Origin of the sequence: Rivularia sp. UHCC 0363, from assembly GCF_034931125.1 — a bacterium.
Taxonomy (GTDB): Bacteria; Cyanobacteriota; Cyanobacteriia; order Cyanobacteriales; family Nostocaceae; genus Rivularia.
This window is the reverse complement of the sequence record NZ_JAYGHM010000024.1, coordinates 13,454-37,538: the sequence shown is the minus strand read 5'-3', so window position 1 is coordinate 37,538 and position 24,085 is coordinate 13,454. Positions and strand designations below refer to the sequence as shown.

General features: G+C 39.2%; 30 protein-coding genes. 12 read left to right on the top strand and 18 right to left on the bottom strand.

The features are described from left to right. The first annotated feature begins 21 nt into the window (after window positions 1-21). Window positions 22-1,164, top strand: a complete 1,143-nt coding sequence (locus VB797_RS15265) for a hypothetical protein (protein WP_323238548.1) — start codon at window positions 22-24, stop codon at window positions 1,162-1,164. Next, the gene (locus VB797_RS15260; protein WP_323238547.1) at window positions 1,085-2,146 is read left to right on the top strand and encodes a hypothetical protein; all 1,062 of its coding nucleotides are present in this window, start codon (window positions 1,085-1,087) and stop codon (window positions 2,144-2,146) included. Before VB797_RS15265 ends, VB797_RS15260 begins: the two co-directional genes overlap by 80 nt. A gap of 7 nt (window positions 2,147-2,153) precedes the next feature. Here VB797_RS15260 and VB797_RS15255 read toward each other — a convergent pair whose 3' ends face one another. The 3 genes from VB797_RS15255 to VB797_RS15245 all read right to left on the bottom strand — a co-directional run bounded on the left by VB797_RS15255 (window position 2,154) and on the right by VB797_RS15245 (window position 4,972). Continuing rightward, window positions 2,154-3,323: a hypothetical protein gene (locus VB797_RS15255; RefSeq protein WP_323238546.1), complete on the bottom strand. Its 1,170-nt coding sequence runs from the start codon at window positions 3,321-3,323 to the stop codon at window positions 2,154-2,156. 2 nt (window positions 3,324-3,325) lie between these two features. Then, complete coding sequence (locus VB797_RS15250) at window positions 3,326-4,225, bottom strand: hypothetical protein (RefSeq protein WP_323238545.1); 900 nt, start codon at window positions 4,223-4,225, stop codon at window positions 3,326-3,328. Between the two features lie 108 nt (window positions 4,226-4,333). Continuing rightward, window positions 4,334-4,972 (bottom strand): hypothetical protein, encoded by a 639-nt coding sequence (locus VB797_RS15245; RefSeq protein WP_323238544.1) that lies wholly within the window; start codon window positions 4,970-4,972, stop codon window positions 4,334-4,336. Between the two features lie 213 nt (window positions 4,973-5,185). On the opposite strand from VB797_RS15245, the gene VB797_RS15240 reads away from it, so the two are divergent. From VB797_RS15240 to VB797_RS15225, 4 genes are all read left to right on the top strand, one after another. After that, complete coding sequence (locus VB797_RS15240; RefSeq protein WP_323238543.1) at window positions 5,186-5,749, top strand: thermonuclease family protein; 564 nt, start codon at window positions 5,186-5,188, stop codon at window positions 5,747-5,749. A gap of 168 nt (window positions 5,750-5,917) precedes the next feature. Further along, on the top strand, window positions 5,918-9,298 hold the full coding sequence (locus VB797_RS15235; protein ID WP_323238542.1) for an SUMF1/EgtB/PvdO family nonheme iron enzyme: 3,381 nt from the start codon (window positions 5,918-5,920) through the stop codon (window positions 9,296-9,298). Window positions 9,299-9,417: 119 nt separating this feature from the next. After that, window positions 9,418-9,762, top strand: coding sequence for a diversity-generating retroelement protein Avd (gene avd, locus VB797_RS15230; protein ID WP_323238541.1), 345 nt, complete (start codon window positions 9,418-9,420; stop codon window positions 9,760-9,762). Further along, on the top strand, window positions 9,759-10,817 hold the full coding sequence (locus VB797_RS15225) for an RNA-directed DNA polymerase (RefSeq protein WP_323238540.1): 1,059 nt from the start codon (window positions 9,759-9,761) through the stop codon (window positions 10,815-10,817). The genes avd and VB797_RS15225 overlap by 4 nt, the downstream gene beginning before the upstream one ends. Window positions 10,818-11,331: 514 nt before the next feature. On the opposite strand, the gene VB797_RS15220 is transcribed toward VB797_RS15225, so the two are convergent. The 5 genes from VB797_RS15220 to VB797_RS15200 form a co-directional block, all read right to left on the bottom strand. Further along, a complete protein-coding gene (locus VB797_RS15220; RefSeq protein WP_323238539.1) occupies window positions 11,332-12,171 on the bottom strand; it encodes a hypothetical protein in 840 nt (279 codons plus the stop codon). Continuing rightward, window positions 12,168-12,473: a hypothetical protein gene (locus VB797_RS15215; RefSeq protein ID WP_323238538.1), complete on the bottom strand. Its 306-nt coding sequence runs from the start codon at window positions 12,471-12,473 to the stop codon at window positions 12,168-12,170. Before VB797_RS15215 ends, VB797_RS15220 begins: the two co-directional genes overlap by 4 nt. A gap of 54 nt (window positions 12,474-12,527) precedes the next feature. Further along, window positions 12,528-13,175, bottom strand: coding sequence for a GIY-YIG nuclease family protein (locus VB797_RS15210; RefSeq protein WP_323238537.1), 648 nt, complete (start codon window positions 13,173-13,175; stop codon window positions 12,528-12,530). 142 nt (window positions 13,176-13,317) lie between these two features. After that, on the bottom strand, window positions 13,318-14,034 hold the full coding sequence (locus VB797_RS15205) for a hypothetical protein (RefSeq protein ID WP_323238536.1): 717 nt from the start codon (window positions 14,032-14,034) through the stop codon (window positions 13,318-13,320). An 80-nt stretch (window positions 14,035-14,114) separates the two neighbouring features. Then, on the bottom strand, window positions 14,115-14,420 hold the full coding sequence (locus VB797_RS15200; protein WP_323238535.1) for a hypothetical protein: 306 nt from the start codon (window positions 14,418-14,420) through the stop codon (window positions 14,115-14,117). Window positions 14,421-14,435: 15 nt separating this feature from the next. On the opposite strand from VB797_RS15200, the gene VB797_RS15195 reads away from it, so the two are divergent. Then, a complete protein-coding gene (locus tag VB797_RS15195; protein ID WP_323238534.1) occupies window positions 14,436-14,561 on the top strand; it encodes a hypothetical protein in 126 nt (41 codons plus the stop codon). A 41-nt stretch (window positions 14,562-14,602) separates the two neighbouring features. After that, on the top strand, window positions 14,603-14,845 hold the full coding sequence (locus VB797_RS15190; protein WP_323238533.1) for a hypothetical protein: 243 nt from the start codon (window positions 14,603-14,605) through the stop codon (window positions 14,843-14,845). Between the two features lie 227 nt (window positions 14,846-15,072). Here the strand turns inward: VB797_RS15190 and VB797_RS15185 are convergent, their stop codons facing one another. Then, the gene (locus VB797_RS15185) at window positions 15,073-15,360 is read right to left on the bottom strand and encodes a hypothetical protein (protein WP_323238532.1); all 288 of its coding nucleotides are present in this window, start codon (window positions 15,358-15,360) and stop codon (window positions 15,073-15,075) included. A gap of 817 nt (window positions 15,361-16,177) precedes the next feature. Between VB797_RS15185 and VB797_RS15180 the strand changes: the two genes are divergently transcribed. After that, window positions 16,178-16,357, top strand: coding sequence for a hypothetical protein (locus VB797_RS15180; RefSeq protein WP_323238531.1), 180 nt, complete (start codon window positions 16,178-16,180; stop codon window positions 16,355-16,357). Window positions 16,358-16,367: 10 nt separating this feature from the next. Here the strand turns inward: VB797_RS15180 and VB797_RS15175 are convergent, their stop codons facing one another. From VB797_RS15175 to VB797_RS15165, 3 genes are all read right to left on the bottom strand, one after another. Continuing rightward, on the bottom strand, window positions 16,368-17,135 hold the full coding sequence (locus VB797_RS15175) for a hypothetical protein (RefSeq protein WP_323238530.1): 768 nt from the start codon (window positions 17,133-17,135) through the stop codon (window positions 16,368-16,370). Window positions 17,136-17,224: 89 nt separating this feature from the next. Beyond that, window positions 17,225-17,473 (bottom strand): hypothetical protein, encoded by a 249-nt coding sequence (locus VB797_RS15170; RefSeq protein WP_323238529.1) that lies wholly within the window; start codon window positions 17,471-17,473, stop codon window positions 17,225-17,227. A 16-nt stretch (window positions 17,474-17,489) separates the two neighbouring features. Then, window positions 17,490-18,185, bottom strand: a complete 696-nt coding sequence (locus tag VB797_RS15165) for a hypothetical protein (protein ID WP_323238528.1) — start codon at window positions 18,183-18,185, stop codon at window positions 17,490-17,492. A gap of 64 nt (window positions 18,186-18,249) precedes the next feature. Between VB797_RS15165 and VB797_RS15160 the strand changes: the two genes are divergently transcribed. Further along, window positions 18,250-18,669, top strand: coding sequence for a hypothetical protein (locus tag VB797_RS15160; RefSeq protein ID WP_323238527.1), 420 nt, complete (start codon window positions 18,250-18,252; stop codon window positions 18,667-18,669). 263 nt (window positions 18,670-18,932) lie between these two features. Here the strand turns inward: VB797_RS15160 and VB797_RS15155 are convergent, their stop codons facing one another. Together VB797_RS15155 and VB797_RS15150 are read right to left on the bottom strand one after the other, a co-directional pair. After that, the gene (locus VB797_RS15155) at window positions 18,933-19,463 is read right to left on the bottom strand and encodes an antirestriction protein ArdA (RefSeq protein ID WP_323238526.1); all 531 of its coding nucleotides are present in this window, start codon (window positions 19,461-19,463) and stop codon (window positions 18,933-18,935) included. Window positions 19,464-19,532: 69 nt separating this feature from the next. Continuing rightward, complete coding sequence (locus VB797_RS15150) at window positions 19,533-19,730, bottom strand: hypothetical protein (RefSeq protein ID WP_323238525.1); 198 nt, start codon at window positions 19,728-19,730, stop codon at window positions 19,533-19,535. 130 nt (window positions 19,731-19,860) lie between these two features. Between VB797_RS15150 and VB797_RS15145 the strand changes: the two genes are divergently transcribed. Continuing rightward, window positions 19,861-20,085, top strand: coding sequence for a hypothetical protein (locus tag VB797_RS15145; protein ID WP_323238524.1), 225 nt, complete (start codon window positions 19,861-19,863; stop codon window positions 20,083-20,085). A 715-nt stretch (window positions 20,086-20,800) separates the two neighbouring features. Here the strand turns inward: VB797_RS15145 and VB797_RS15140 are convergent. Both VB797_RS15140 and VB797_RS15135 read right to left on the bottom strand, forming a co-directional pair. Next, window positions 20,801-21,316, bottom strand: a complete 516-nt coding sequence (locus VB797_RS15140; protein ID WP_323238523.1) for a hypothetical protein — start codon at window positions 21,314-21,316, stop codon at window positions 20,801-20,803. After that, on the bottom strand, window positions 21,316-21,771 hold the full coding sequence (locus VB797_RS15135; RefSeq protein WP_323238522.1) for a hypothetical protein: 456 nt from the start codon (window positions 21,769-21,771) through the stop codon (window positions 21,316-21,318). The genes VB797_RS15140 and VB797_RS15135 overlap by 1 nt, the downstream gene beginning before the upstream one ends. 85 nt (window positions 21,772-21,856) lie before the next feature. Here VB797_RS15135 and VB797_RS15130 point away from each other — a divergent pair, with 85 nt between their 5' ends. Continuing rightward, a complete protein-coding gene (locus tag VB797_RS15130; RefSeq protein WP_323238521.1) occupies window positions 21,857-22,096 on the top strand; it encodes a hypothetical protein in 240 nt (79 codons plus the stop codon). A 294-nt stretch (window positions 22,097-22,390) separates the two neighbouring features. Here the strand turns inward: VB797_RS15130 and VB797_RS15125 are convergent, their stop codons facing one another. Both VB797_RS15125 and VB797_RS15120 read right to left on the bottom strand, forming a co-directional pair. Next, complete coding sequence (locus VB797_RS15125; protein ID WP_323238520.1) at window positions 22,391-22,744, bottom strand: hypothetical protein; 354 nt, start codon at window positions 22,742-22,744, stop codon at window positions 22,391-22,393. Between the two features lie 491 nt (window positions 22,745-23,235). Beyond that, window positions 23,236-23,730, bottom strand: a complete 495-nt coding sequence (locus VB797_RS15120) for a hypothetical protein (RefSeq protein WP_323238519.1) — start codon at window positions 23,728-23,730, stop codon at window positions 23,236-23,238. Window positions 23,731-24,085: the final 355 nt, after the last annotated feature.

The window sequence follows — 24,085 nt, the reverse complement described above, 5'->3', positions numbered from 1 at the left end:
TAATAGGTAATTGGATTTACTATGAACGAGTTTAAGCAAGCATTATGTGTCTGTGTGGGAGTGGCAGTACTGGGGTTAACTGTACCCAAATTGAGCGGTATTAATAATAGTACAAATGCAGTTGCTCAAACCAAACCCGTGACGACTCCCCAAAATATAGTTAAGTTACAACCGGGCATTAAGCCCCAACCGTTATTAAAGTTAACTATTACAGTTGATGACCCAACACACTTGAAAGTAAAAGAAGGTGAAGAAATTAAAATTGGACAAATTATTGCTGATAATTCTATTGAACGCGATCGCCTAAGCAAACAGCGCCAATCGATACTATTGCAAATCAATAACCTTAAATCCAAACCCATCCCCGCACCGATTAAACCTTCCCCACCACCGCCGATAGTCCAACTACCACCAGCCCAGTTTATGGAAGAAGAAACGAGTATTGCTTCTGCACAACTCAAACTGCAACAGGCACAGTCAATCCTAGAATCGCGATCGCCTGTATTACAAACCGATAACCCAGAAAAAAGGGCTGAAGCTGAAAAGTCAGAAGCAGCATTGCGTCAAGCACAAGAGAAAGTTAAAGAGCAAGAAGAATTACTCAAAAGTATGCGCGACATGAAATTAGAAGCACCAGTAATTCGCCATGAAGAAGCAAAACTTGCCCAATTGCAATCAGAACTCGACCAGGCACAATCGGCACTAGAGCGGGAACGCGCCAAACTCAACGCCAGCGCGGTAATCCAGCAACAAGAATTACAAAACCTAGAAATTGGGGTGCAGCTAGCGCGATCGCAATTAAGCATGGCACAATCTCGCCTAGAAACTGCTCGTAATAACCGCAAACTAGTAGAATACAAAGCCTCGATTGAAGCAGCCCAACGTGTCGAGCAGCAAAATCAATCAGTCCAATCCTACTCGCAACAACAAACCCAATATGCCCAAAGTTTGCGCGATCGCGACTACCAGCTAGCTCAAGTCAATCTTTCACTAAGCGGTATTGATGACAAACTCGCATTAATTCCAGCAGTGCGATCGCCTCGGAATGGATATATCAGGAGAATTAAAAACTGGACGGGTAACAATGGCAAATATCAAACAATCGTTACTATTAGCTCTATTCCTAAATCTATTATTAACTCCCAGAGTAACGGCACAAACTAAACCCGTACCCGCAACAGTACCAGTTCCGTCTTCACCACCTGTTAAAAATTCTTCAGATAAAATACCACCACCACCAGAAATAGAACAAACACCAGTTGAAACCCCAAGCGAATCGGAACCAGAACCTCAAGAAATAACTCCAGAGGAAGCCCAACAAGTAGACGAAGAATCTGATTCCCAATTACCTAAACCCGAACAAAATCCCTTTAATAAACCAAGTATTGATGCAATCTTACAAAGGGAAATGAATGATGATATGTGGCGGTTATTACGGGGTGGTTTACCGTGTCTAGAAACTTCCTCAGTTTGTTTGCAGCAGCTACAAGATCGAGCAGTAGCGCAATCTCCACTTTTAAAAGAAATTGATGCTCGGATTGCGGAAGCCAACGAACGAATTAATGAAGCAAAGGTAAGAAATAAAAAATCTATTCGGCTTGCAGTTCTTACTCCAGCATTGCAGTACTTACTTGGTCCCACACCCGCAGCCGGACAACCGCAAGCACCGGGTACTGGTTTAATTGACAATATCGCCGGAATTTTGAGAGGAAGAACTAGCTTAATTAACGGTTTAATTAATGTTATCGGTATCCCTTTCTTTTTAGGAACTCAAGGTGGTAACGCCGATGCTCAACGTAACGCGATCGCAATCTCCGACATCCAGGTGAAGGTAGCGGAACTGCAAAGAAGCAGGGCGCAGCTTGCCGATACTATTCGCGATAAAGTAGCAGAATCGTTGATTAGATTTGATGAAGCTAGAACTGATTTCCAAACTTCTCAAGTAGTAGCAACAAGAGCGATCGACCAGTTCAAAGTATTTGAAATTCGTTATACCAGAGGCAATTCTGATACGGAAACTTATCTACAAAGACAAAATCAATTAGATAATCAAAAAGCCCAAACCTATAGAGCTTGGGCAAAAATGCGACGTAGTTTATTTGAAATTAAATTGTTAGTTTTGTCGGTAAAAGATGCCGAAATTTAATTGTTTATTATTGATTTTGACAGGGCTGAACGATACTTACACGAGTTGAGATAACTGTTCTTTCAGAATTTCGCTCCCAAACATAAAGACCTGCCGGTACGCCTTCATACTCCTTTTCAAAGTTAATATTTTCAAATTCTGCTCTACCAGTAGAGTCTGCGATCGCTTGTCTTGGAGGTGTACGAGTATCATCTTCATCGGCTTCATATTCTACACCCGGAGTTAGCTGTAAAACTATAAATTGACTGCCAACTTTACACATTCTTTGACCCTGCGGTGGTTGTGGCTTTGTTGGCGGTGGCGGTGGCGGTGGTGGTTCCTCCGGTGGCGGTGGTGGTGGTTCCTCCGGTGGCGGTGGTGGTGGTTCCTCTGGTGGCGGTGGTGGTGGTTCTTCTTCGGGTGGATTAAATACTGGTGGTGGTGGTGGTTGAGAAGGCGGTTCGCTCCAATTAGTTCCCCCTCCTCCCCCGTTACTTACACCTGTAATTGTTGCGATCGCGGTATACGATGCAAAGCTAATTTGTGATAGTGGGTTTTGCTTCCAAGTTGCAGCTGATACTGGAGCTATTTCTGGCTCTGGAGGATAGGCGACATAAAGCTTGCCACGCCTACAAACAATTCCCCCGCCGCTATTCGCCCCATCTATTTGAAAAGCTTGATTATCATCTACAACTAGCCCTGGTGGTTGAGGATTAGCTAAACGTAAAGATATAAACCCGCAGGAGTTAGCGCGGATTTTACGAGTAGAATTCTCTGAAAGTAACCTAATAGTTTGAGCGCTGCTTGGTGTTAATCCTGATATCCATAAAGTTCCTTTTTCATCTTTCCAAATATCTCTACCTGGTTTTACTTCTCCTGGCTTACAGGTAAATTCTTCTACAGGAATACTTTGGGTATTGGCAAATCCGTAGAATTTATTTGCTCTTACATCATGAATTTCAATTTTATCCGATGTTTTTACCGCCCCTGAAATGGCAACTCGTAATACCCCACAGCTATTGGAACGCCCCGCTCTAATTAAAGGCATTCCCTCTAAATTTATTTGGTAAGCTTGATTGGCATTTAATCCCCGAATATTAAAATATCCATCTTTTCCTAAATACCCTTTTACTTGAGCAAATGCAGCTTGAGGAAATAAAGAAATTAATAATAAGAATAAAAGCGATTTTTTAAACATAATTATTTACATACCGGAACAGTAGAAACAGTTTGCAAATTATTCCAACTAATAGGAAAGGTTAACCCCTGGCGACTAACTAAAAAGTCATTAGGAGAACCGATAGTAGTGCGATCGCTCACCAAACAAGCTTTACTCGTAACGGTATAATTCTTCTTTTGTGCTGGATTACTAGCATTGGCAACCGTGTAATCTCCCGGTGGAATTCCAGTTATTATCAAGAAGTTTCCGCTCTTCGTCGCTACAGGTTGGGCATTTTGCGAATTAACCGTATTGCTCGGTGGTGCTGTATCTGGAAGATTTGACGCTCCCACGGCAGAAGCAACCGCAGTTCTCGGATCGAATCCCACTGGAAAATAAAGTTTATTTTTTAAACAAGCTAAGGGTTTATTAACTGGTAAATCCGCAAACGCAAAATCGGCTCGTTCTTTTGTAACGGTAGGTAAATTTAAAAATGGTGCAGAAAAATTGCGAATTTGAATAAATCCACATTCATTAGCAACTATTTGCCTTTTTATTTCATGATTGGGATAAGTGATTTTATAAGCTTTATTAGGAATCCCCCGTGCTGCGATCGCTCCTGATGGAATCTTAAATATCTGAGGATATGTTGCTAATTCAGTGCAGGTTTTTGGTAATTCTTTAATCTCAAAATTAAAGTTGGGCGTGATGACCTGACTTTCAAACTGGATAACATCATCAGAGTTGATTGTAACTAACCCGCATTCATCAGCAATAAAAGCTTTATGTATCGGCTTTTTAAATTCAATTTCTACAGGCTGATTGGGATTTAAACCATATAAAAATAATGTATTATTCTCATCTTTAAAAGCTGTAGATTGTTGTGCAAATACGGGAGATTGATAAAATATTATTAGTAAAAAAATGAAGTATTTAAACATTTTAATATTAGGAAAAAAGAAGCGATACTCTCAAGGGGGAGTAGCTTTGCGATCGCAGTTTTTTGAGGAAAGCGATCGCATAGGATGCTAAAAGGAGATTTAATTTGATTACCAAGTAGCAGGTACGTATCCGTAGGGGGTGCCGTTTATGGTGCGGCAGTATGGAGCGCTACCCGAATCGGGTAAAGAAGCAAGGGTGTAATTTGTTGAATCTACGCTAAAAGTTGCAGGCAGTGGACCGCTGGAATTTGTGGGGCGCAATACACCAAAACCACAAGCACCTACAGTTACGTTGCGAGTTACCGCAGCCGGGAGGGAAATGGTTACAGCAGATTGAGGAGTTTTGTTAACTATAATCACTTGTCCGGTAGGGGTCTTAAAGTTGGTGGTGCGAGCCTCGCTAAAAGAACCGTTTACACAACTAGGTAGAGATTGTACTGAAAGAGTTGCAGCGTTTACAGCAGTTCCATCAACTTCCAATCCGGTAAAATCCCCTGAAGAGGGGGGACTAATCCGTACCTCACCACAGGCACCAGCCAAACGTGCAGCAGGACGAGGTGAAGTACCTAAATTTACGCTAATTCTAGAGCCAGGACTAGCGCTAAACACTACCACCTGATTTGCTCCATCCATTGCTTTGTACACAGTGTTGGACTGGTACGGAATAGCAAAAGCACTCAGAGGAGAAACTGCAATACCAACTACGGAACTCAATAAAATGCCGACTTTCCCAAATTTGAAAATCATTGTTTAAAACCAAAAAATAATTGCTTATGCAGCTATTTAAAAAATAATTTTTGATTTTGTCGATTAGTAAAAATACAGGCTTACACTGAGGTGAATTAGCTATAAACTCGCGGACAATTAGTAGTATTACTTCTTGTGGATTATAGAATTAGTAGCATTTTATTATTTTACTGTAGATAAATTGATTATTTATAAAAACTGGGGTGAATAAAGATGAAAAAACTTACCAAAAACTTTATAAATGCGGGACTTTTTGTTGGGGTAGGCGGTGTATTTCTTATATTACTTTTGTCAGGAAAGCAGCAAGGGCAGACAGCAAATAGTAGTAAAGTAGCACCGATAAGTGAACGGTGGACAGTAGTTAAAGTGTCGGATGGGGATACGATAACCGTCCGCCAGACAAATAAGCAAATGAAAATTAGATTCTGTGGCATCGATTCACCTGAGAAGGCAATGCCTTTAGGAAATAATGCTACCGTTTATCTTCAAAAGTTAATTCAAGAAGCTGGGAATCAAGTAATGGTTTCTCAAGTTGAACGCGATCGCTATGGTCGAACTGTTGCGGAAGTTTTTACCTTACTCCCCGATGGCAGCGAGAAGTTTCTCAATGAAGAAATGGTAAGGTCTGGATTTGCGTACCATTATGCTAGGTATTCAAATAGCTGTCCGAATAAGATAGCGATTGAAAATGCAGAGGCGATCGCGCGTCAGCAAAAAGTCGGTGTTTGGAGTGGGAATTATCAGAAGCCTTGGGATTATCGGAAGAAAGGCAAATGAAAACTATTAATGGTTTATGGGCAAATTTACTCTCATATTGGAGAGCATATAGTTTTATTACACAAAATATAATATTTATATCTATCGTTAGTTGTATTTTTTGTTATTAAGCTTTTAAATTGTTGTAGAGACTTTTATTATAGGTTTGGTTAATACCTTAGATGAGCAATGCAGCAAACACCAAAGTGGAAGAATTTTATCAAATGGTTCCCTACAGGTATTGGGGGATTTGCAACAGGTCATTTTGCTATTCATCAACAATGGAAAGAAGCAATATTCTCATCAATAGTTACGACTGGCTTGTCTTTATGGGCAAAGTTCAGTACTGGCTTTATGGAAAAGCTAGAAGAAGGTGTTAATGAACGTGGTAAAAAATCAGCAGAATTCATTCTCAAGCAAACCGATACGTTACCAAATAAATTACGGTGGAAGTTGTCTGGGTTTCAAGATAAGTATTACCGGAGTTTGGTAGATAAGTTTATCAAGTTGAAAACGGAGGGATTCAACATTGGTTTACCATTACTTAAATTAGAAGATGTATTCGTTCCACTTCAAGTTGCAAGTTCTATTCCCCGTAATGTAGGTGGAGGAATCCCTTCAGAAATTAAACTTTCTCAAAGTACACCAATAGAACAATCTGATACAGGAAGGGAAATTTGGAATTTTCTAACCAATAATAATCAAATTGCTCAGTTCCGACGCATTGCTATCTTAGCACCACCCGGTTCTGGAAAAACTACCCTCCTGCAATATATCACTCTTACTTATGCCCGAAAACAAAGCCATAAATACAAAGCTCCCGATTTTATTCCCGTATTGTTGCGTTTGCGGGATGTACGGGAACAACTGTTAAAGACAGAACCTCCTAGCCTCAGTGAGTTAATCCAAGAAGAAATTAAACGTCTACCTTCCACTGAAAGTCTTAACCCACCACCTAACTGGCTTGAGAAACGCTTAAAAAATGGTAAGTGCTTGGTAATGTTAGATGGATTAGACGAAGTTGCGAAGAAAAGCGATCGCACTATTGTCAGTCGGTGGGTTGCAAAACAAATGGAAGCTCACCCCAGAACTGCTTTTATTCTTACCTCTCGTCCTCACGGCTACGAAAACAATATTTTAAGCGAACAGGTAGATATTGTACTAGAAGTCCAGCCCTTTACCTTTGCACAGATGAAGCAATTTATTCAAGGCTGGTATTTGCAAACAGAAATTACTAAGGACAAACGTTACACACCAGCAGTGCGACTCACAGCCCAAGAACAAGCAGAAGATTTGATTGAAGCACTACTTCAGAATCCAGCAATCCGCAGAATGGCAAGCAACCCCTTGTTAGTGACAATGATTGCTACCGTCCATCATTCGAGTAATTCTCTACCAGGTAAAAGAATAGGACTTTACAAAGAAATCTGCGATGTACTCTTAGGTAGGCGAGTCTCTGCTAAGAAAATTGACCTATCATTAACCGGAGAACAAAATCAATCGTTGTTGCAGGTATTAGCCCTTGATTTAATGAAACGAGGAACTCAAAAATTTACTGCACAAGAAAGTAAATCGTTAATTCAAGAAATATTAGAAAAAGCACCCAGCAATAAACTGACTGTGGAAGAATGGTTAGAAGTAATCAAAAATGATGTGGGATTAATTGTAGAAAAAGAAACAGGAAGTTATGAATTTGCTCATTTGAGCTTTCAAGAGTATTTAGCCGCAGTTCAAGTAAATGCTTCAAACCAAGAACGTATTTTAATTGATAATTTTCAAAACAGTACCTGGGCAGAAACTATTCGTCTTTATGCTGCCTTAAGCGATACAACACAACTGATTGAGTTTGCACTTCAAAATCGCAACATTGCATCACTAAGTCTAGCTTATGATTGTTGGAAAGAAGGGAAGTCTATAGAACTAGAAACTCAGACAAAATTAGAAAATATGTTGGAATCAGGTTTAAAATCTAGCGAACCTGATATAGCCAAAATGGCAGCACAAGTAAAGTTATCTCGTAGATTGAATAATTTATATGACATTAATGACAACGTTGCCATTGATTGTACCTATATTACCTATGCTGAATACCAATTATTTATTAACGAGCAATTAAATTTACGAACAAATTTCTCCTCTAATGATGCTCAAAAACCAATTATTGATGTTACTTATCAAGATGCGCTTAAGTTTTGTGCTTGGCTTAATCTCAATTCCACATTTCTAATTAATAACTATTATTACAGATTACCTATAGAAAATGAAGTTAGAAGTATTTCAGCTAGAGAACATAAGCAGCTTACCTGCTGGACTATTAAAGGAAGCAACGAAGAAAATGGTATTCGAGTAATAAAAGCCAAAATCCTTTCTGAATATGAGAAGCTTGTCAACTATCTCGCTGCTGGTGAATGGGAAAAAGCAAGCAAGGAAACAGCAAAGATTATGTTCAAGGCTGTGAACCAAGAAAGTGAAGGTGAATTAAATATCTCTTCAATTAATAAAATTCCTTGCTCGTGTATTAGTAGGATTGATAACCTTTGGACGCAATACTCTATAGGAAACTATAGTTGGGGTGTGCGTCAAAATATTAAAAATTTTCCAAATTCTGGTAATTTACCTTTTTGGTGGTTGAGTGCTTCTAAAAATGTTAAAGAAACTTTTGATGCTCTTGTTGCAAAGCATATTACTTGTGGAATAGAGCGCACTTCTACCATTTCATTTGACGTTGTTACTGTTAACCGTCAAGGGCAACAAATTCAATGGCAGCGTTGCCAAGCCGAATACAGAAGCGAAGACTTAAAGAATAATACAACTTTGGATATGGTTGTTATTCCTGGTGGTAGCTTTATGATGGGTACTCCAAAAGATGAAAAAAATAGGATGGATAATGAAAGCCCTCAACATCAAGTAACTGTCCAATCTTTTTTAATGGGTAAATATCCAGTGACGCAGGCACAATGGAAAGCCGTAGCCGCACTACCTAAAATTAATCGCGACTTGAAACTAGAACCTTCTAAATTTAAAGGAAATCATTTACCAATAGAGCAAGTATCTTGGTACGATGCCGTTGAATTTTGCGATCGCCTTTCTCAATATACAGGTAAACAGTACCGTCTCCCCAGCGAAGCTGAATGGGAATATGCTTGCCGTGCTGGTACTACTACACCATTTCATTTTGGTGAAACTATTACTGGTGAGTTAGCAAATTATAATGCTAATGAAACCTATGCTGATGAATCTAAAGGAAAATACCAAAATAAAACCACGACCGTAGGGCAATTTCCGCCCAATGCTTTTGGTTTGTACGATATACACGGAAACGTTTGGGAATGGTGTCTTGATGATTATCATGAGAACTATGAAGGTGCGCCAATAGATGGTAGTGCATGGTCAGAAACTGAAAATCAAGGCGATAATGATAATCATTACCAAGTACTGCGGGGCGGTTCCTGGTACGTCGATCCTGCTTTCTGCCGTTCCGCGTTTCGTAACGACTCTACTTCGCGCGACGTCATCAACTTCCCTGTTGGTTTTCGTGTCGTTTGCGCCGTTGGGAGGACTTTTAAGTAGCCCTTTATACTTTAGTTCTTTTGTGCTTTATTCTTTTTCTTTTTTACTTTTTTTGTCGCCTGTTGGCGACTCGATTTTTTTTTCCAAAATATGAAGATTTATAAAAATATAATTAAATAATGAAAGAATTATCTGTTATTCAAAAGACTTATGATTGTATTAGATGGTATGTGCCAATTATTGAGCGCTTGCCCAAGATTCATAAATTTACTTTAGGAGACAGAATCATCAATGGTCTGTACGATTTATTAGAGGGATTAATTAAAGCTAAATTTGCCAAAAATAAACTTTATCAATTAGAACCTTTGAATACTCAGCTAGACATTTTACGCTATCAGACGCGGATGTTACTTGACTTTGAATTTATCTCCCCACAAAGATACGAATATGCGATTAAACTAATAGATGAAATTGGTACGGAATTGGGTGGCTGGATAAAAAAACAAAGAGATAGAGACAAATGAAGCGTTATGGTAATCTCTACCCGCAAATTATTGAATTTGAAAACCTACTTTTAGCAACTCGAAAAGCACAAAAAGGTAAACGATTTCGGGACAACGTTTTAGATTTTAACTATCATCTAGAAACCGAATTAATTAGATTACAGCAAGAGTTAACGAATAAAACCTATCAACCAGGAAATTACCGTACTTTTCGGCTGACAAATCCTAAAAGTCGTCTGATCTCAGCCGCACCATATCGAGATAGAGTAGTTCATCACGCACTTTGTAACATCATTGTGCCTATTTTTGAGAAAACATTCATCTATGACTCTTACGCTAACCGAGTTGGTTTTGGAACCCATCGCGCTTTAAAGAAATTTACTCATTTTGCCCGTAATAGTCGCTACGTGCTTCAGTGCGATATCAAAAAATATTTTCCCTGTATTGACCATACAATATTAAAACAATTAATTCGTCGCAAAATCAAATGCTCCGATACGCTGTGGTTAATTGATGCGATTATAGATAATAGTAACGAACAAGAAACGGTAATTGATTATTTTCCCGGTGATGATTTACTAACTCCGGTGAATCGCAGAAGAGGTTTACCGATTGGAAACTTAACCAGCCAATTTTTTGCTAATATCTACTTAAATAGTTTTGACCATTTTGTGAAAGAACAGCTAAAAATTAGCAAATATGTGCGTTATGTCGATGATTTTGCATTATTCTCAGATGACTGGCAATTATTAGCAGAAGCGCGATTAGCTATTGAAGAATATTTAGCACAATTGAGGCTGCAAATTCATCCAATTAAAAGTCAATTATTTGCCACCAAAATTGGTGCGAGTTTCTTAGGGTTTAGAATATTTCCAGATAGAATTCGCGTCAGAAATAACAACCTACATCGAGCAAGGCGGAGACTCAAACGCTTGCAATCTGACTATGTTCAAGGTATAGTTGACTTGGAAAAAGTGAATCAATCGATACAAAGTTGGTTTGCTCACTTAGACCACGGAGATACTTGGCAATTACGCCAGCAGATATTTACAACCCTTGATTGGTCGAGGGAGTAGAGAGGGGATAGGCGAACCCGACTGCGGGGCGGTTCCTGGAACAACAATCCTGAAAACTGCCGTTCCGCGTATCGTAACAACTATAATACGCGCGACAACATCAACAACAATATTGGTTTTCGTGTCGTTTGCGCCGTTGGGAGTACTCTTCACTGTGAGAGTTGGCAGGTGGGAATCTGTCAAGAGTGCAACCGAAGAGTCCAGCCTGTTCCTGCGATGCTGGTAACGGCATCCAAAAATAAAACTGGGTTGGGTAGCTTGGTAGGTAAATAACCGAACAGTTACTCAATTCTTCAAAAAAGCCATCTTGAATTTTGCACGAATAAATGAAAAATCTTAATTTAGGGATGCATGGGATGGCATAAGCGTAGCTGTAGCCAAAAAAATTAGCAGATGTAGTACATAGCATCGTTGACTACAACCCCCGTTATATTTGCTCCATAAAAAGCTTTCTACCTCCTGCTTCTTAGCTTTCTTACTTACACAGAGAAAGGCGATCGCACCCTTCATAAACCTATCGACCATACTCTTCCAAAACCCCCAACAACTTCTCCTCCAACTCTGTCAAATACGATCGCTTCAACTCTCCTAAACTTTTTAAAACTACAAGCGCAGCTGCTTCCATATCCGGTGAATACAACCGAATTAAGCGATCGCAAACTCCCTTCATCTCCTCACACTCAAAATCCGAATAATTCCTAGACTTCAAGTGTTGTACCGCAACTGTATAATTTCTATCCCAAGCAGTAACAACACAGCTAAAATCTTTAACTTCAGTAACAATACACCAACAGTTACCTTTACCTCTCAATTCTGGATTATCCTTGGGAATAAATTGACAAACCTCTCCCACGCGGTAAGGATTCGGCACTTTGGTACGTTCCATAATCTGTTGTACAATATTTTTAACAATCCGACCCGACGGTACTTTACCACCTGCCGTTTCCACTGCCTGTTGCCAAACTTCGCGCTGCTGTTCTGGTTCTAGTTGGGTGAGCGATCGCACTTGGCGTTCGTTGGTGGGTAAGATTTGTGAACTATTGGTTGTCAAATCATCAATAGGTGGATTTTGACAACCATTGGTTGTCAAATTATCATATACACCAGCAGCAGCAATCAAATAGTTAGATTTTTGCCGACTATGCCCAAATCTATCGCGACAATACTCTTCAAAAGTCCCATGTGTAGAACGATACAATCGTCTATTTCTTAATTCCTGTAAAGCTTTTCCTGCTTCATAGAATGCCCGTTCTACCTTGCGTTCGAGGTGATAGCGATCACGCTCCTCATCTAGACTCAGTTCTTGGGCTGCAACAATTTCTGCATCTACAGACGGTAGCTGCTTATCATTCATGACCCCACCTCAGCCGCCGCATCAATCGCATATTGCACCATTAGTTTTTCAATCGGCAGGACTTCAAAGGGCGGGTCGAAGGGACGACGATTCGGAATTACTACTCTGGCACAAACTAACCCCATTCTTATGGGCAACTCTTCGATAGCTGCTGGTAAACAAATCCCAAGTGCGATCGCCATCAGGTGCGGCGATTGCTCATGTGCATATTCTCTTGGCACTGAGCGCCGACAATAACGGTTTGCATCATTTCTTTCTCGCAGTCTAATTAAGAAGTAACACACAGGCTTCGGTATCACCATCACTTTTGTGATATATGCGATTTTACAATTGACATTAGGTTAAAAGTAAAAAGATTAAAAATACTCTTCGTGTATAGTTCGCAAATCTATAAGCCTAAATTTTGCTCCTATAAGTAATCCTTTGAGTAATTCGTAAATATTTTCATCTTCTAGTTGAATTTCTTTAGGTATAACATGGCATACTACATAATTTATATAAATCAAATCATCTCTATTGTTAATAGCAGCATACAAATCCATTAAGTAATCATAAATCTTACTCATTATGTAGGAATCAATCAAATTGTCTAAAACGGTATTATGGTGAAAAAATAGCTTATTAATAGTAGGTGAATAAGTAAATGCAATAGTTTTATATTCAGAATTTTTAGGAACATTATAAAAATCTGAAAGTCTTAGACTGTCTAACTTTATTTCAAACTCAGTAAAAAATTTAAGTTCAGAATCTTGAATTTCAAACCATTCGCCGTGTATACGGCAATCAGCATTTAGTTCATGATAAATCTTTTCATCTGCTATTGCATCAACAGTCCAAAAGTAATCTAGTATTTTAATAGGATAAGGGGATTGCTTATTAATAGTTTGATACCTAGCAACTGGGTTTAATGAGCGTCCTATCTTATACCTATTAGTGCCTATAGCCCAAAGTAAATAAACCCATCCTTCATGATGCTTGGGAATTTTTTCTAATAAATGAATCATTTGTTGCTTGTTTATTGTAAATAGTTTTTTTAACCAACAATTTGCTCAACAAGACATACGTTCGTTTTAATAAAAAAGCAAAAGTTAAATCCAAAGTATGTTTTGTCAAAGCAGTCGCATTGTACTTTTCTGACTTCTTTAACTACTCAAAATCTCCCAACTGTCGTAACTCCCACCAGAGCGATCGCCTACCTTGGCGCAGAATTGATTGATAAGCCTCCGGTGACAACCAAGAGCCGTCCTCTAGTTGCTGGTATCCTTCAGGGATTTCGGATGGTGGGGTGTTTGAAGGCAATATCCAAGGGCGTTTGGGTTTTGTACCGGGGAGCGATTTAAGCTGTTGTTGAATTTCGTTTAGTTGTTGGTTAATGGGGGTTAGCGCTTGTTCGAGCGCAACGGTGATGATTGTAGATAATTCTTCGGGGTTTATTCCCACTTGAGATATCGTGTTTGGTGAATACCCAGTTTGCGACCAGATAAAAACCCTTAAACCCGCTCTGGCAACCATCCGATAATTTTGAACAGCTATTCGTTTGCCTTTATACTTGCGAGCTTCAAATACGTAGTATTCCAACACTGCATGACAAACCTCGTCAATAATAAAAACCTTGCCTGAAGGGTCATTCGTGATGAGTCTCCAGTCATTACCTGCCATAGGTCTTAGGCATTCTGCAAGCTCATTCGTGATGGGGTCAGAATCCCTAAGACGGTTTAATAACTGAGTAATAGTTTGTTGCTCTGTCCCGCAAAATTGAGATAAAGCTGTTACCGTCATCCCACTGACTCCATCAGCATTGCGGGTACAGTAACTTTGGTCATCTTTGTTAGATATCAAAATCTGGGCATTATTTTCATTCATGACAAAAAAATCTCCTTGTATTAGCTAAAAACGCATTTCATACGTGCGTCCGTTCGTTGATAGGAAAAAAATATTTACGGCTACGCCACATCAACCACAAGCAACCCGCTTATAGCGATGATTAGAAGCTGCGCTTGTTCTGGAGTTTCACAACGCGGACGCTTTTCACTACAGCAAGGCTGGGCGACCCACAAGCCATCAATATCGGCACGGTAGTAAGTACCGAGCAGGTTCATTCCTTGCCAAACTCGGTATAAAGTACCAAAGTCACTGTCATGTACCGCATCGATTTCAAACTCCGGAGCTATCTCTTGGGCTTGCTCTTCGACATACTGCTCTAACTCAAGTTGCGCTAAACCTTGAGCATCAATTATTATTGGATTCATAGTTTTACCTTTTTGTTGGTAAAGAACAGGGGCGATCGCTCTCCCGCCAAGAAGTTGCGATCGCCTTTTAATTCTTCAGCAGATTATTCATCTGTTGGCACAATGGTACAACGTGGTATACCAAGTGTCAACATGGTATAACAATAAGTAAGATAATGGTTGTAGACATTTGTTTATTTGTTATGCCAGAAGAAGAAATTAAGTTAGACGATAGAATAGCCGTCAGGATAGACAAAAAGACCAAGGAGGAGTTTAGTAACAAAGCGAAGGCTAATAATACTAATCCTTCAGAAATTATTTTGAAGTGGATAAAAGAATACTTGTCTCAAGAGCAGCTAGTAGAGACTGATGTTACCCTCGTTGCTACTAAACTCGAAAAACTTGAGGAGCGAGTTATAGCATTGGAGGGAAAACTAGTAGCTTGACAGAACAGAATAATACTTTTATCGACAATATTTTTAAAGTCAAGAAACACATAATTTAGTTTAGTTTTTATGAGCATAGTTATTGTCCTAACACGGTAGACCAATGGTTAAGTTAAATCTGATATAATTCGACCTTTCCCGGCGGGTTAATAAGGGCGTTACGCATAAAGGCGTATCGCCTTTTTAATTTGTCTGTCTTTCAGTCTACTAGCTATACTTGACGCAAATCAAGTCTCGGTAGAAAAAATTTTCGGGGAGTTAAATAGCTCGTAGATATCGCTTCCCAAAGCTTCAGTCAAATAGCGCAAAAGCTTGAAGGAAACAGTTGATGGCGCTTTTTCATTGCCTTCGGGATGCTCCAAAAGCTGTATATACTGTTGGGATACCTTGTATTGGTACTTTTCTTGTAACATTGCCGCTAAAGCACGGCGCGATACCTTGCCACGTATAGCTTTGAGCTTTTTACCTAATTCTTGATTCCACTCCACAGATGCGATCGCGTTTAGGTCTAACATTATTAATTTTTTACCAGTTTCACTTGACATTAATTATTATATTATTTATAGTGCGACTAGCAAACAATAATGCGATCGCTCCTCATAAGTAACGAAGTGCGATCGCTTTGTAATGATTTTTTGTATGACTAATATTGCACCTAGCAAGAGAAATCCATTGCTTTTTACCATCGCTATCTTTTCAGGCGTATAAAGCATTACTTTTAAAAACGCTATTTATCTCAAGCGACTCCAACCGCAAAGAAATACGTAACATTCAATTTACTAATTTAGGACTAAATTTTGATGAATATGAAAGACTTAAGGATTCGTGTTGGTAAAAAAGCTTCTTGAAATAGCTGATTAGCTTGGCGTAGCTGTTTCTACCGTTCGGAATTGGGACCAGCTTAAAACTGCACCCAGAATGACTCCTATGGGTTTTGAAAAATTAATGAAAGTTTATAAGTGCAGTTTTGAGGAATTGGTGCAAGCTCAAAAGGAAGCGGGTACGGGTGCAGACTAGCTTTTTGATAACATTGCATAACTATAATTAATACTATTATTGGAGTCATACTTTTACCTTTTGATTGGTAGATTTATTCTTAGAGGAAAGCACAGAAAAATAGTTGACCAAAAAACTGGGATACAAGCCCCGTCCTTCTAGGACGGCTTTTTGCTAGAATACAGATAGTCGCCACAGGGCATTGGGAGACTCTAAACGGACGCAGAGACTGAGTAAGACTACTTCGGTAGCATCGGTCAGTGAAGCGTCAAGAATCGCCGCTCCTTCAGGACGGTGAGTATGTCAAAACTGAAAATGCTAATATAAATATGCTGCATGAGTGAAAGCTCAATTACTACTGCGATCGTTGCAGCGCTGTCTATCTTTGATAAGGCAGGCGATCGCGAAAATTACAACTACTTAAATAGTGCCATGAATGCACCGTACAGTGCATATAGAGTAAGGAAAATCCCCATAGTAAAAAACTACAGGGATTATTTAGCTTTTAGTTTGTAACCTTTAACCTTTAACCTAATTCCTTTATCTCGTTAATCTTTTTTACCCATGCGGGCGCTTTCTTCCCGTTGATTGGTGCAAGCTGCCTCATTTCCGAAATCAACCATTGTTCGTTACTACCTGGAAGCTCGTTTTTTGCCCAAGCGATCGCATCTTCTGGGTTTTTCCAAGTCCTCCAAATTTCAGAATTATCTATTGCTGGTGGTAATTGCGATCGCGTAAGCGTGTCCCCTTGGGACTCAGCGCTGCTGCAAGCAGATCGTACTATTACATCTTCTGGTGGGTCATGAAATTCAGCTTTAAGAACTTTACCGCTTTCCTCGTCGTCCCAACCGAATCCACAGATACTAAGAGTTGCGCGTCGTTTAGCTTGGGTCTCTGCTTTCTTGAGGGCGTTTACCTTAGCTGTTGGTGAAGTTTCACCATACTTATTAAAAATACTTGCTGCACCCGTGGCTTCTTCGGTTCTGTTACCTCTTTGAGCTTCTACAACTACAACCCAAATATCCTCTAATAATTCACGGGATTTAATGCGCGTAGAAACTTCAAAGCGATCGCGTAACTGTGATGCACCAACTGAATTTAGATAAATTTTTAATGTTCCTTTGTCCCCTTTTATATAATCCAGGGGAAAGCTCAAGGGATTGAGATCATAAGCTTTACACATCTCGATGTATACAATCTTTCGCTCTACTTCAGTTAATCGGCTTAAGTCGCCGTTGCTGTCTTGTGCGCGTGCGATCGCTCCCGGCTGGTTGTTACGAACTAAATCACTCATGACTGTATTAGTAATAGTTTGATAAGATTGTTATGCCCTACGGGGTGAGGGGGTAAACGTTCTTGGTCGGATGCTTCCCCCTCAAATAATTAATTGTTGTTATTCCGTTTTGCTAAAAGTCTGCGGTAGGTTTTGAAGAACTCTTCTAAAATTCCTAATTTAATCGCATTTAAACAAACTTTTTTATATAGCAAAGCTTGGTGTAATGCTTCGTCTGGCTTTCCCGCACGGTCAAGTACGCGATCGCAGGCATTGCGTAATTCAAGTATTTCTTGGTAGTCAAAATTATTCATGGTCGGATGCTTTAAATAAGTGGCTAATGAGGCTTTTAAAGTCATCCTCCAGGACTAATGATTAATATTTAGGGAATAAGTTAATATCCCAACTACGAGGTTTTTCCTTCTTATATTTATTTTTACGTTGAGTAAATGCATATTCGTACTGCTGCTGAGTTTCAACGTTTAAATACTTCCAGGTAGCGAAGCAATGTTTATCGGGTATTTGACCTCTACATTTTTCGTTTTCGATTAATAATTTAGCTGCGATCTCGTCCTGATCGAAAGCCTTAACCAGTCCGCTAAATGCATAGCAGGTACAGGTTACGCCAATTGAAGTAAGTTCTAGTTGATAAAACTCTCCGGTGTTACCTTGAGCAATAATTTCATCCCAATTGTTGCCCAATTCAAGTTTATAGGGGTCGGCTTTGCCCCATGCGCGGCTGATTAAAGTTTCTAAAAAATCAACCTTCTTAACGTATCTGCTAATTCCACGAATTTTTACAGGTTTGTTGCGTTTTAAAACAGTTCCTGGAATGCGAATATATACACAGGTGTTATGCACATCAATAGTTATATGCTTCGTTCCCTCTTTAATCTCCTCAGCTTTCCATCCCCATTCATATAAAAGATGTCTGCAATTTTCAACAGAATATAAATGTTTTAAAGCGTAATTTTCTGCTGGATTCTCGTGTAATAAAGTTTGGTGAAAAATTGAATAACTGTACTCTTCGCGGGTGTGAGCGATCGCAGCAAATAATTTTGTTGTGTTCATCTTGGTCGGATGCTTTGTAATTATGTTACCTTAATAATATAACACTGTTGGGGTAACATAGTCAATGACTTTGGAGGAAAGGATTGAAGATATTACAAAACTTGATTTTAAGCAGGGGATTGTGAAGGGGAGTAGTAAAACCGATCTTTATAATCCCTTTGGTAGAACCGAGTCACTAACTGAGTTGTTAAAAATCAAAGTAACAGCAAGTCTTAACGACAAATTGCGATCGCTTCCAAACTATGCAGAAGTAGTAAGATTGATCCTTGAAGATGACATTAAAAGCGGAAAATTTCTTCTAAGAAAACCCACACGATTGAAAACAGGTGCGGGTGCAAAATTTAATCAAAGCGAACCAGCTACAAGTCAGCTTGGTGTGAGAGTTTCAAAAAATTTCTTAGAGGAAATAAAGCAGCATAAAGGATGGGGATCTAAAGTTCGAGAAGCGCTGGAGGAAGCGATCGCGGATCTAGATTTCAAGTGATGCTCGATGCTTGACGATTATCGAACCGTTTACAGCTTTGCATTTGCTATAGCCGGGTGGGTGGGTGGGATGTGAGTGAGGAGTGGGTGGGGTTCGGTGCGTTTTCATGAAGGTTGCAAGCTTGCGGTCCCCCACCCCGACGAACGAACCAGTGGCATGACCTGAATCTTGACGTGAAAACTGGATTTAAATTATTCTTATTATTCTTAAACATAAAAAAAGCTGCCGGAAATACCAGCAGCGGTAATTAAGTTTTTTATTCGTTAACGGTTGAATACGTAAACTTTTCCGTCATAGTCAAGATTTAAATAACTATTTACAAACTCATCACGAGCGATCGCTTCCCAGTCGATGTATTGATATTGAAAGCCAATTTCTTGCAGCTGATCGAGTATTCCAGTTTCTTCCCATTTATCCTCTAAGAATTTAATTTCAGAATCAAATTCCCCTTGATATCGCTCAATAAATTGATCTGCTGTAATTCGTTCACCACAGTGCGAACAGTAAGCTGAGTAAGCTGCGCTATACTTAATTACTAGCTGCGCTATATCTGCTAATTCTTCAATATCCTCGTTTTCTTTAATCTTTAATCCTTTCCAGTTTTCAAAAGCATGAATAGCCCATTCCTCGGCATCTTCAACGGGTGATGAATCAAGCATTTTCTCAATATCGCTTGATATTTCATATTCAGAGCGATCGCAGTCGATCCATGCACCGTGTAATATCCCGTTATTGTAGGCAGCAAGACAGGCAACGTAAACACGAGGAGGGTTAGCAACTGTTTGATATTTCATGATGATTAAATAATTTGTTTACAGAAATGAGGAGATAATTGGGGGAATTTCACCCCCATTTTTTTTAATTTAGAAAGGAACTACACCGAAACTTTTAACTAAATCTTTACAAGTTTCCACGTCCATTGTTCCAAAATCTTTGTTATTTTCAGTCGCATAAATTAACTGAAACTTCCCATCAACTAAGCAACACCCGGTAATTCTTCCCCACTTTTCAATAGTAGGAATGTATATAAAAGCTGGGCTTAACTCTTGAATAGACAACATGGTTATTTCTCAATTACTACTATAACTATGTTACCCTAATGGAGTGCTTTTGTAAATGGGGTTTTGACAGAAAAATGTAAACCTTATACAATCTTTACATACCATATAAACAAGGATAATTAATAATCTTATGGAACCAAGATATAAAAAACGAGGAGCGCCAAAAGGAACGGTAACAAATCCTGAAGGTAAAAACCAATTTGAGGGGATTTATTCAGATAAGACTGTATCCGTTTACTTATTAATAGAAGATGATGAGAAATTGAATGCGATCGCAGCAGACAAGCCGCGTGGATGGAAGTCTAACTTCATTCGTGAGGCGATTAGTAAAGCTTTGGCAGATTACAATGATTAACTTTTGCCCGCGAGTGAGGAGCGGTAGGCTGTACCCAGCCTGCCCGACGAATGAGCAATCGATCAATTTCCGGCTCAACGAGAGAGTATTGTAGGCTTAAGTGGTGCGATCGCTCCTCAGCAACACCACTAAAACTAACATAAAGATTCAATAAAGTTACCTCTAAACTATTGATTTAACCTTATTTATTTGGTATATTAGTAATATGAAATAAAGGACGTAAGCCAAACCAGAGACGTGCGGTAACTGTAAGTTGGAGCTAATTTATTTCTACAATAGTAAAGTTGAAACCATCCGCACTGGTACACGTAAGCTTTACTATTGTTATTTCAAACCTCTTTTAATTAATAATAAAAACTAAGCGTAAGACCTGCGATCGCTACACCAATTAATAATTTATTTCTTGATTGAGTTCTTAAATAATTTATTAACAGATACCTGATAGAGGAGGCAACCTCAAAGTAGAGGCAGTGATGGATAATTCCGGGTTATCCTTGTTTTTATCAATTAATTAATTCTTAATTCTTAATTCTTTTTCAGAGGGGCAGCGGAATGAACAAAAGTAGGTTTCAGGGGCCACTTTTATTTTCCGGGTTATAGATCATTTTGAGGCCCCGTAGAAACTCTTTTGGATTGGAGTCGCCCCCCTGCCGGGGAAACTAGGTAACTATCTGAAGGATACTTTTGGGTTTTAACAAGTTTTTTTGACTAATTATTAATAAGGCTTGGGAGTTCCGCGATCGCTGAATCTCCAGATTTTTTTGCGTGGTGTAACGCTCCAGCTAACGTGTAAAGGTCTGCGATCGCCGTAATAGTAAATCGAGTCGTAAGGCAACTGCTTATCCATAATCCACTGTACAAGTGCGCTACTGCTAAGATTTGCGATAATATCGACTGCTGCGCCTTGGTGTTTACAGATATAATTTCCACTACAATTAAGTTCGTAACTTGCGTGCTGGTCTATTTTTGGGCAGATTCGACCGTTTTTGATTCCCGTCACTGGATCTTTTTTGTTGAGGTACTTAATCAGATTCTTAGAGGAAAAACCGTAAGTAATTCTGATTGGTGCGATCGCTTCTTGTATTGGATCTAATATTAATTGGCTAATGTTTTCTAGCGCTTCGATGCTTTCGGGGTTTTCAGGAAAGGGATTTATAGTTGCTGCATATCTTCTGTAAGTGCTGGTGCAACTGCATAAATCCCACAAAGTAAAATTCTTAGATAGCTGCATTACTTTCGTTCCCGCTCGTAATAAGCTGCTGCTACGTGGTGGCAGAAAATCTTATAACCTAAAGCCTTATAAAGTTGCGGTAATTCTTTAGGAATGCGGTTTCTCCAACACCTGTGCTTCATGCAGTCGCAAGTCCAGCCTTTGCCGTTGTTGAAGTATACAAAGTACTGCTTACTAAAGTTTTGAATTGAAGAAACTAACCAGCCTCCCTGTACTTTAGTCACTGGTAACTGTTCGGTTTGGTTAATTGCCGCTTCCCTCCAATATTCTGCGATCGCTCTATAACTAATAATTGTTCCAGCTTCTTTAACCCATACTCCAGTAGTCCAAAATTCATAGGTTAGATCGTGAACATTGTATTTATACTCCCAATTGGTTCTTCCTAATTTAAATAAAATTTCTCTCAATACATATCTTGATAAAACTTGTGACTGTAAAGCGCTGGATACCTTCATGGTTCAATATTATTTCTTTACTCTATAATTACCATTATACCATAAAAATAAGGTATAATAGTAATATGAATAAAAGGAGAATAAAATGAAATTTGAATCTTGGAAATATGATTATTCTATTGTTGATGATGGTGCAGAAGTTTGGGTGTGGGCTGAATTTTACTTTAGGGATGAGGAGGGATTATTGGAAGGAAAATCTCCAGTTTATTCTAAAGGATCTTCTGATTATCATTGTTTATTAGAGGATGCTCCAAAAATAGCTAAAAGATTGGAGAATGGGGAGAAATGGGAAGATGTGAATAAAGACTTTAGAGAAGCTTGGTAATACCAAAAGCAGCGCGTTAGCGCTGCTCTTTGTCTTTTATTAATTAATATGCATATTTCTTTTTTCAAAGGAGCTACGGAGTGTACAAAAGTAGGCTGTAGGGGCCATTTTATTTTTCCGGGTTACGAGTTACTTGAAGCCCCGTCACAGCCCTTTTGTAGCGTAGTAGCTCCCCCTCCGGGGAAACGAAGGAACTATCTATAGGACAATTTTCGATTTAAACAAGTTAGCGATCGCTATATCTTCAATAATTAATAATTCTTAGTGGGGGAAAACCCCCAGAAAAACTAGCAGCTAAAACAACGACAACTGAACGGAAGAAACGGACGGAACCCAAGAAAACCAACCAGGGGAACTAGAAACAGGAACCCAGGAACCACCGGGCCACGACGGAACACCGACTGGAGAAAACAACAGAACACGACGACCCAACCCCACAGCCAACGCAGCAGAACCCCACGAACCCGAACCACTACCACGAAACGACCGGGAAGGACGAACACCCGACGGACACCGACCCGAAGGACAAACAACCAACAAACCAGAAGGACCAGGGGCGACGGAACGAACGCAAGCGGCCGACCGACGGGCGAGAGAGGCGACAAACCCCCCACCAGAGAAACGAGGGGAAGACGCGGAAAAAACCAACAACGAAGAAGAAGAAGCGAAGAAGGAACGAACGGACGAATCGACACCAGAAGCGCAGCCAACAGACACGCGGCAACCGGAAGAAGGAACAAACGACAAAACCGAACGAACCGCAGACACGGCCGCAGGACAAGACCGAGAACCGGAAAACCCAACAGAAGAAACGCCAGAAAAGAAAGAAGACAACATAACAACAACTCAACTACTACTAGTAACTAGTATAACAAAAAAACAAAGAAAAAGCAATAAGAAACAACGAAAACACCACAAGAAAACACGACAACTGCTATTGGTTACATTCTTGTTTTGTCTTTTTTCCTTTTCCCGTGTATAGGTTTGCTGCTGCCGGAGTCCTCGGAGGTGCAGCAAGCCGGGAGTCCAACGCAAGCGCTTGGGTTCTAACAGGTGTGCGATCGCTGTATTAGCTTTGCATTAACAAAGCAAAAGGGAAGCCGAAGCCTCCCCAATTTTTAATATTATTTAAATTTCAACTAAACTTTAACTTTTCTAATACTAATACTCCATCTTTCATTAATTACCTTTTTCACACCATGAATTTTTTTATTATTAAACTCAATAATTTCTCCATTACTTAATATTTCTTTACAATTATCATATACAAATTCAACATTACCACCAAATAAATCATCATTACTAACATTAATTATAATTACTTTATCTTCAAAAATATCTCGATCTCTATGTAATTTCAACTCTACTCCTTTTTCATATTTATAAATCAAAATACTATTCCAGTGGTTACTACCCCATAAACTATTTATTCTCAATCTTAAATTCTTATCAATAACTTCCCCCTCATAAACCTTACTTCTTAATCCTAAATCTACACCAACACCCAACCATAAACACTTTCTACCACTATCATTATATTTACCATTCCATTTTTCAAAATCTAATTTATCTTCATATTTTCTAACAAAATCCCAAATCTTATTTTTATCTACAAATCCTAATCTTTTCAACATATTAATATCCCAATTACTACTATAATAATTATACAAAACTATTAATTAAAAATCTATAAATTTTTAATTAAGATATTAATAATAATCTCAAAAAAATATCTTGCTTATTGTTGTTAACTATTGTGTTTGTTTATTTTTTTGTTATCATTCCGGGGGTTGGTGGGAGGGCTGTGAGTGAGGAGTGGGGTGGGGCAATGAGTTTTTTGATGGAGGTTGAAGGCTGCGATCGCCCACCCCCGACGAATGAACAATCTGATACTGCGATCGCTACGACAATTTTGCATTCTAGCGTCGAATTTATTCGACCAGTAAAAGATATAAAAAAGAAAATAAATGGATCTAGAAAACTAGATCC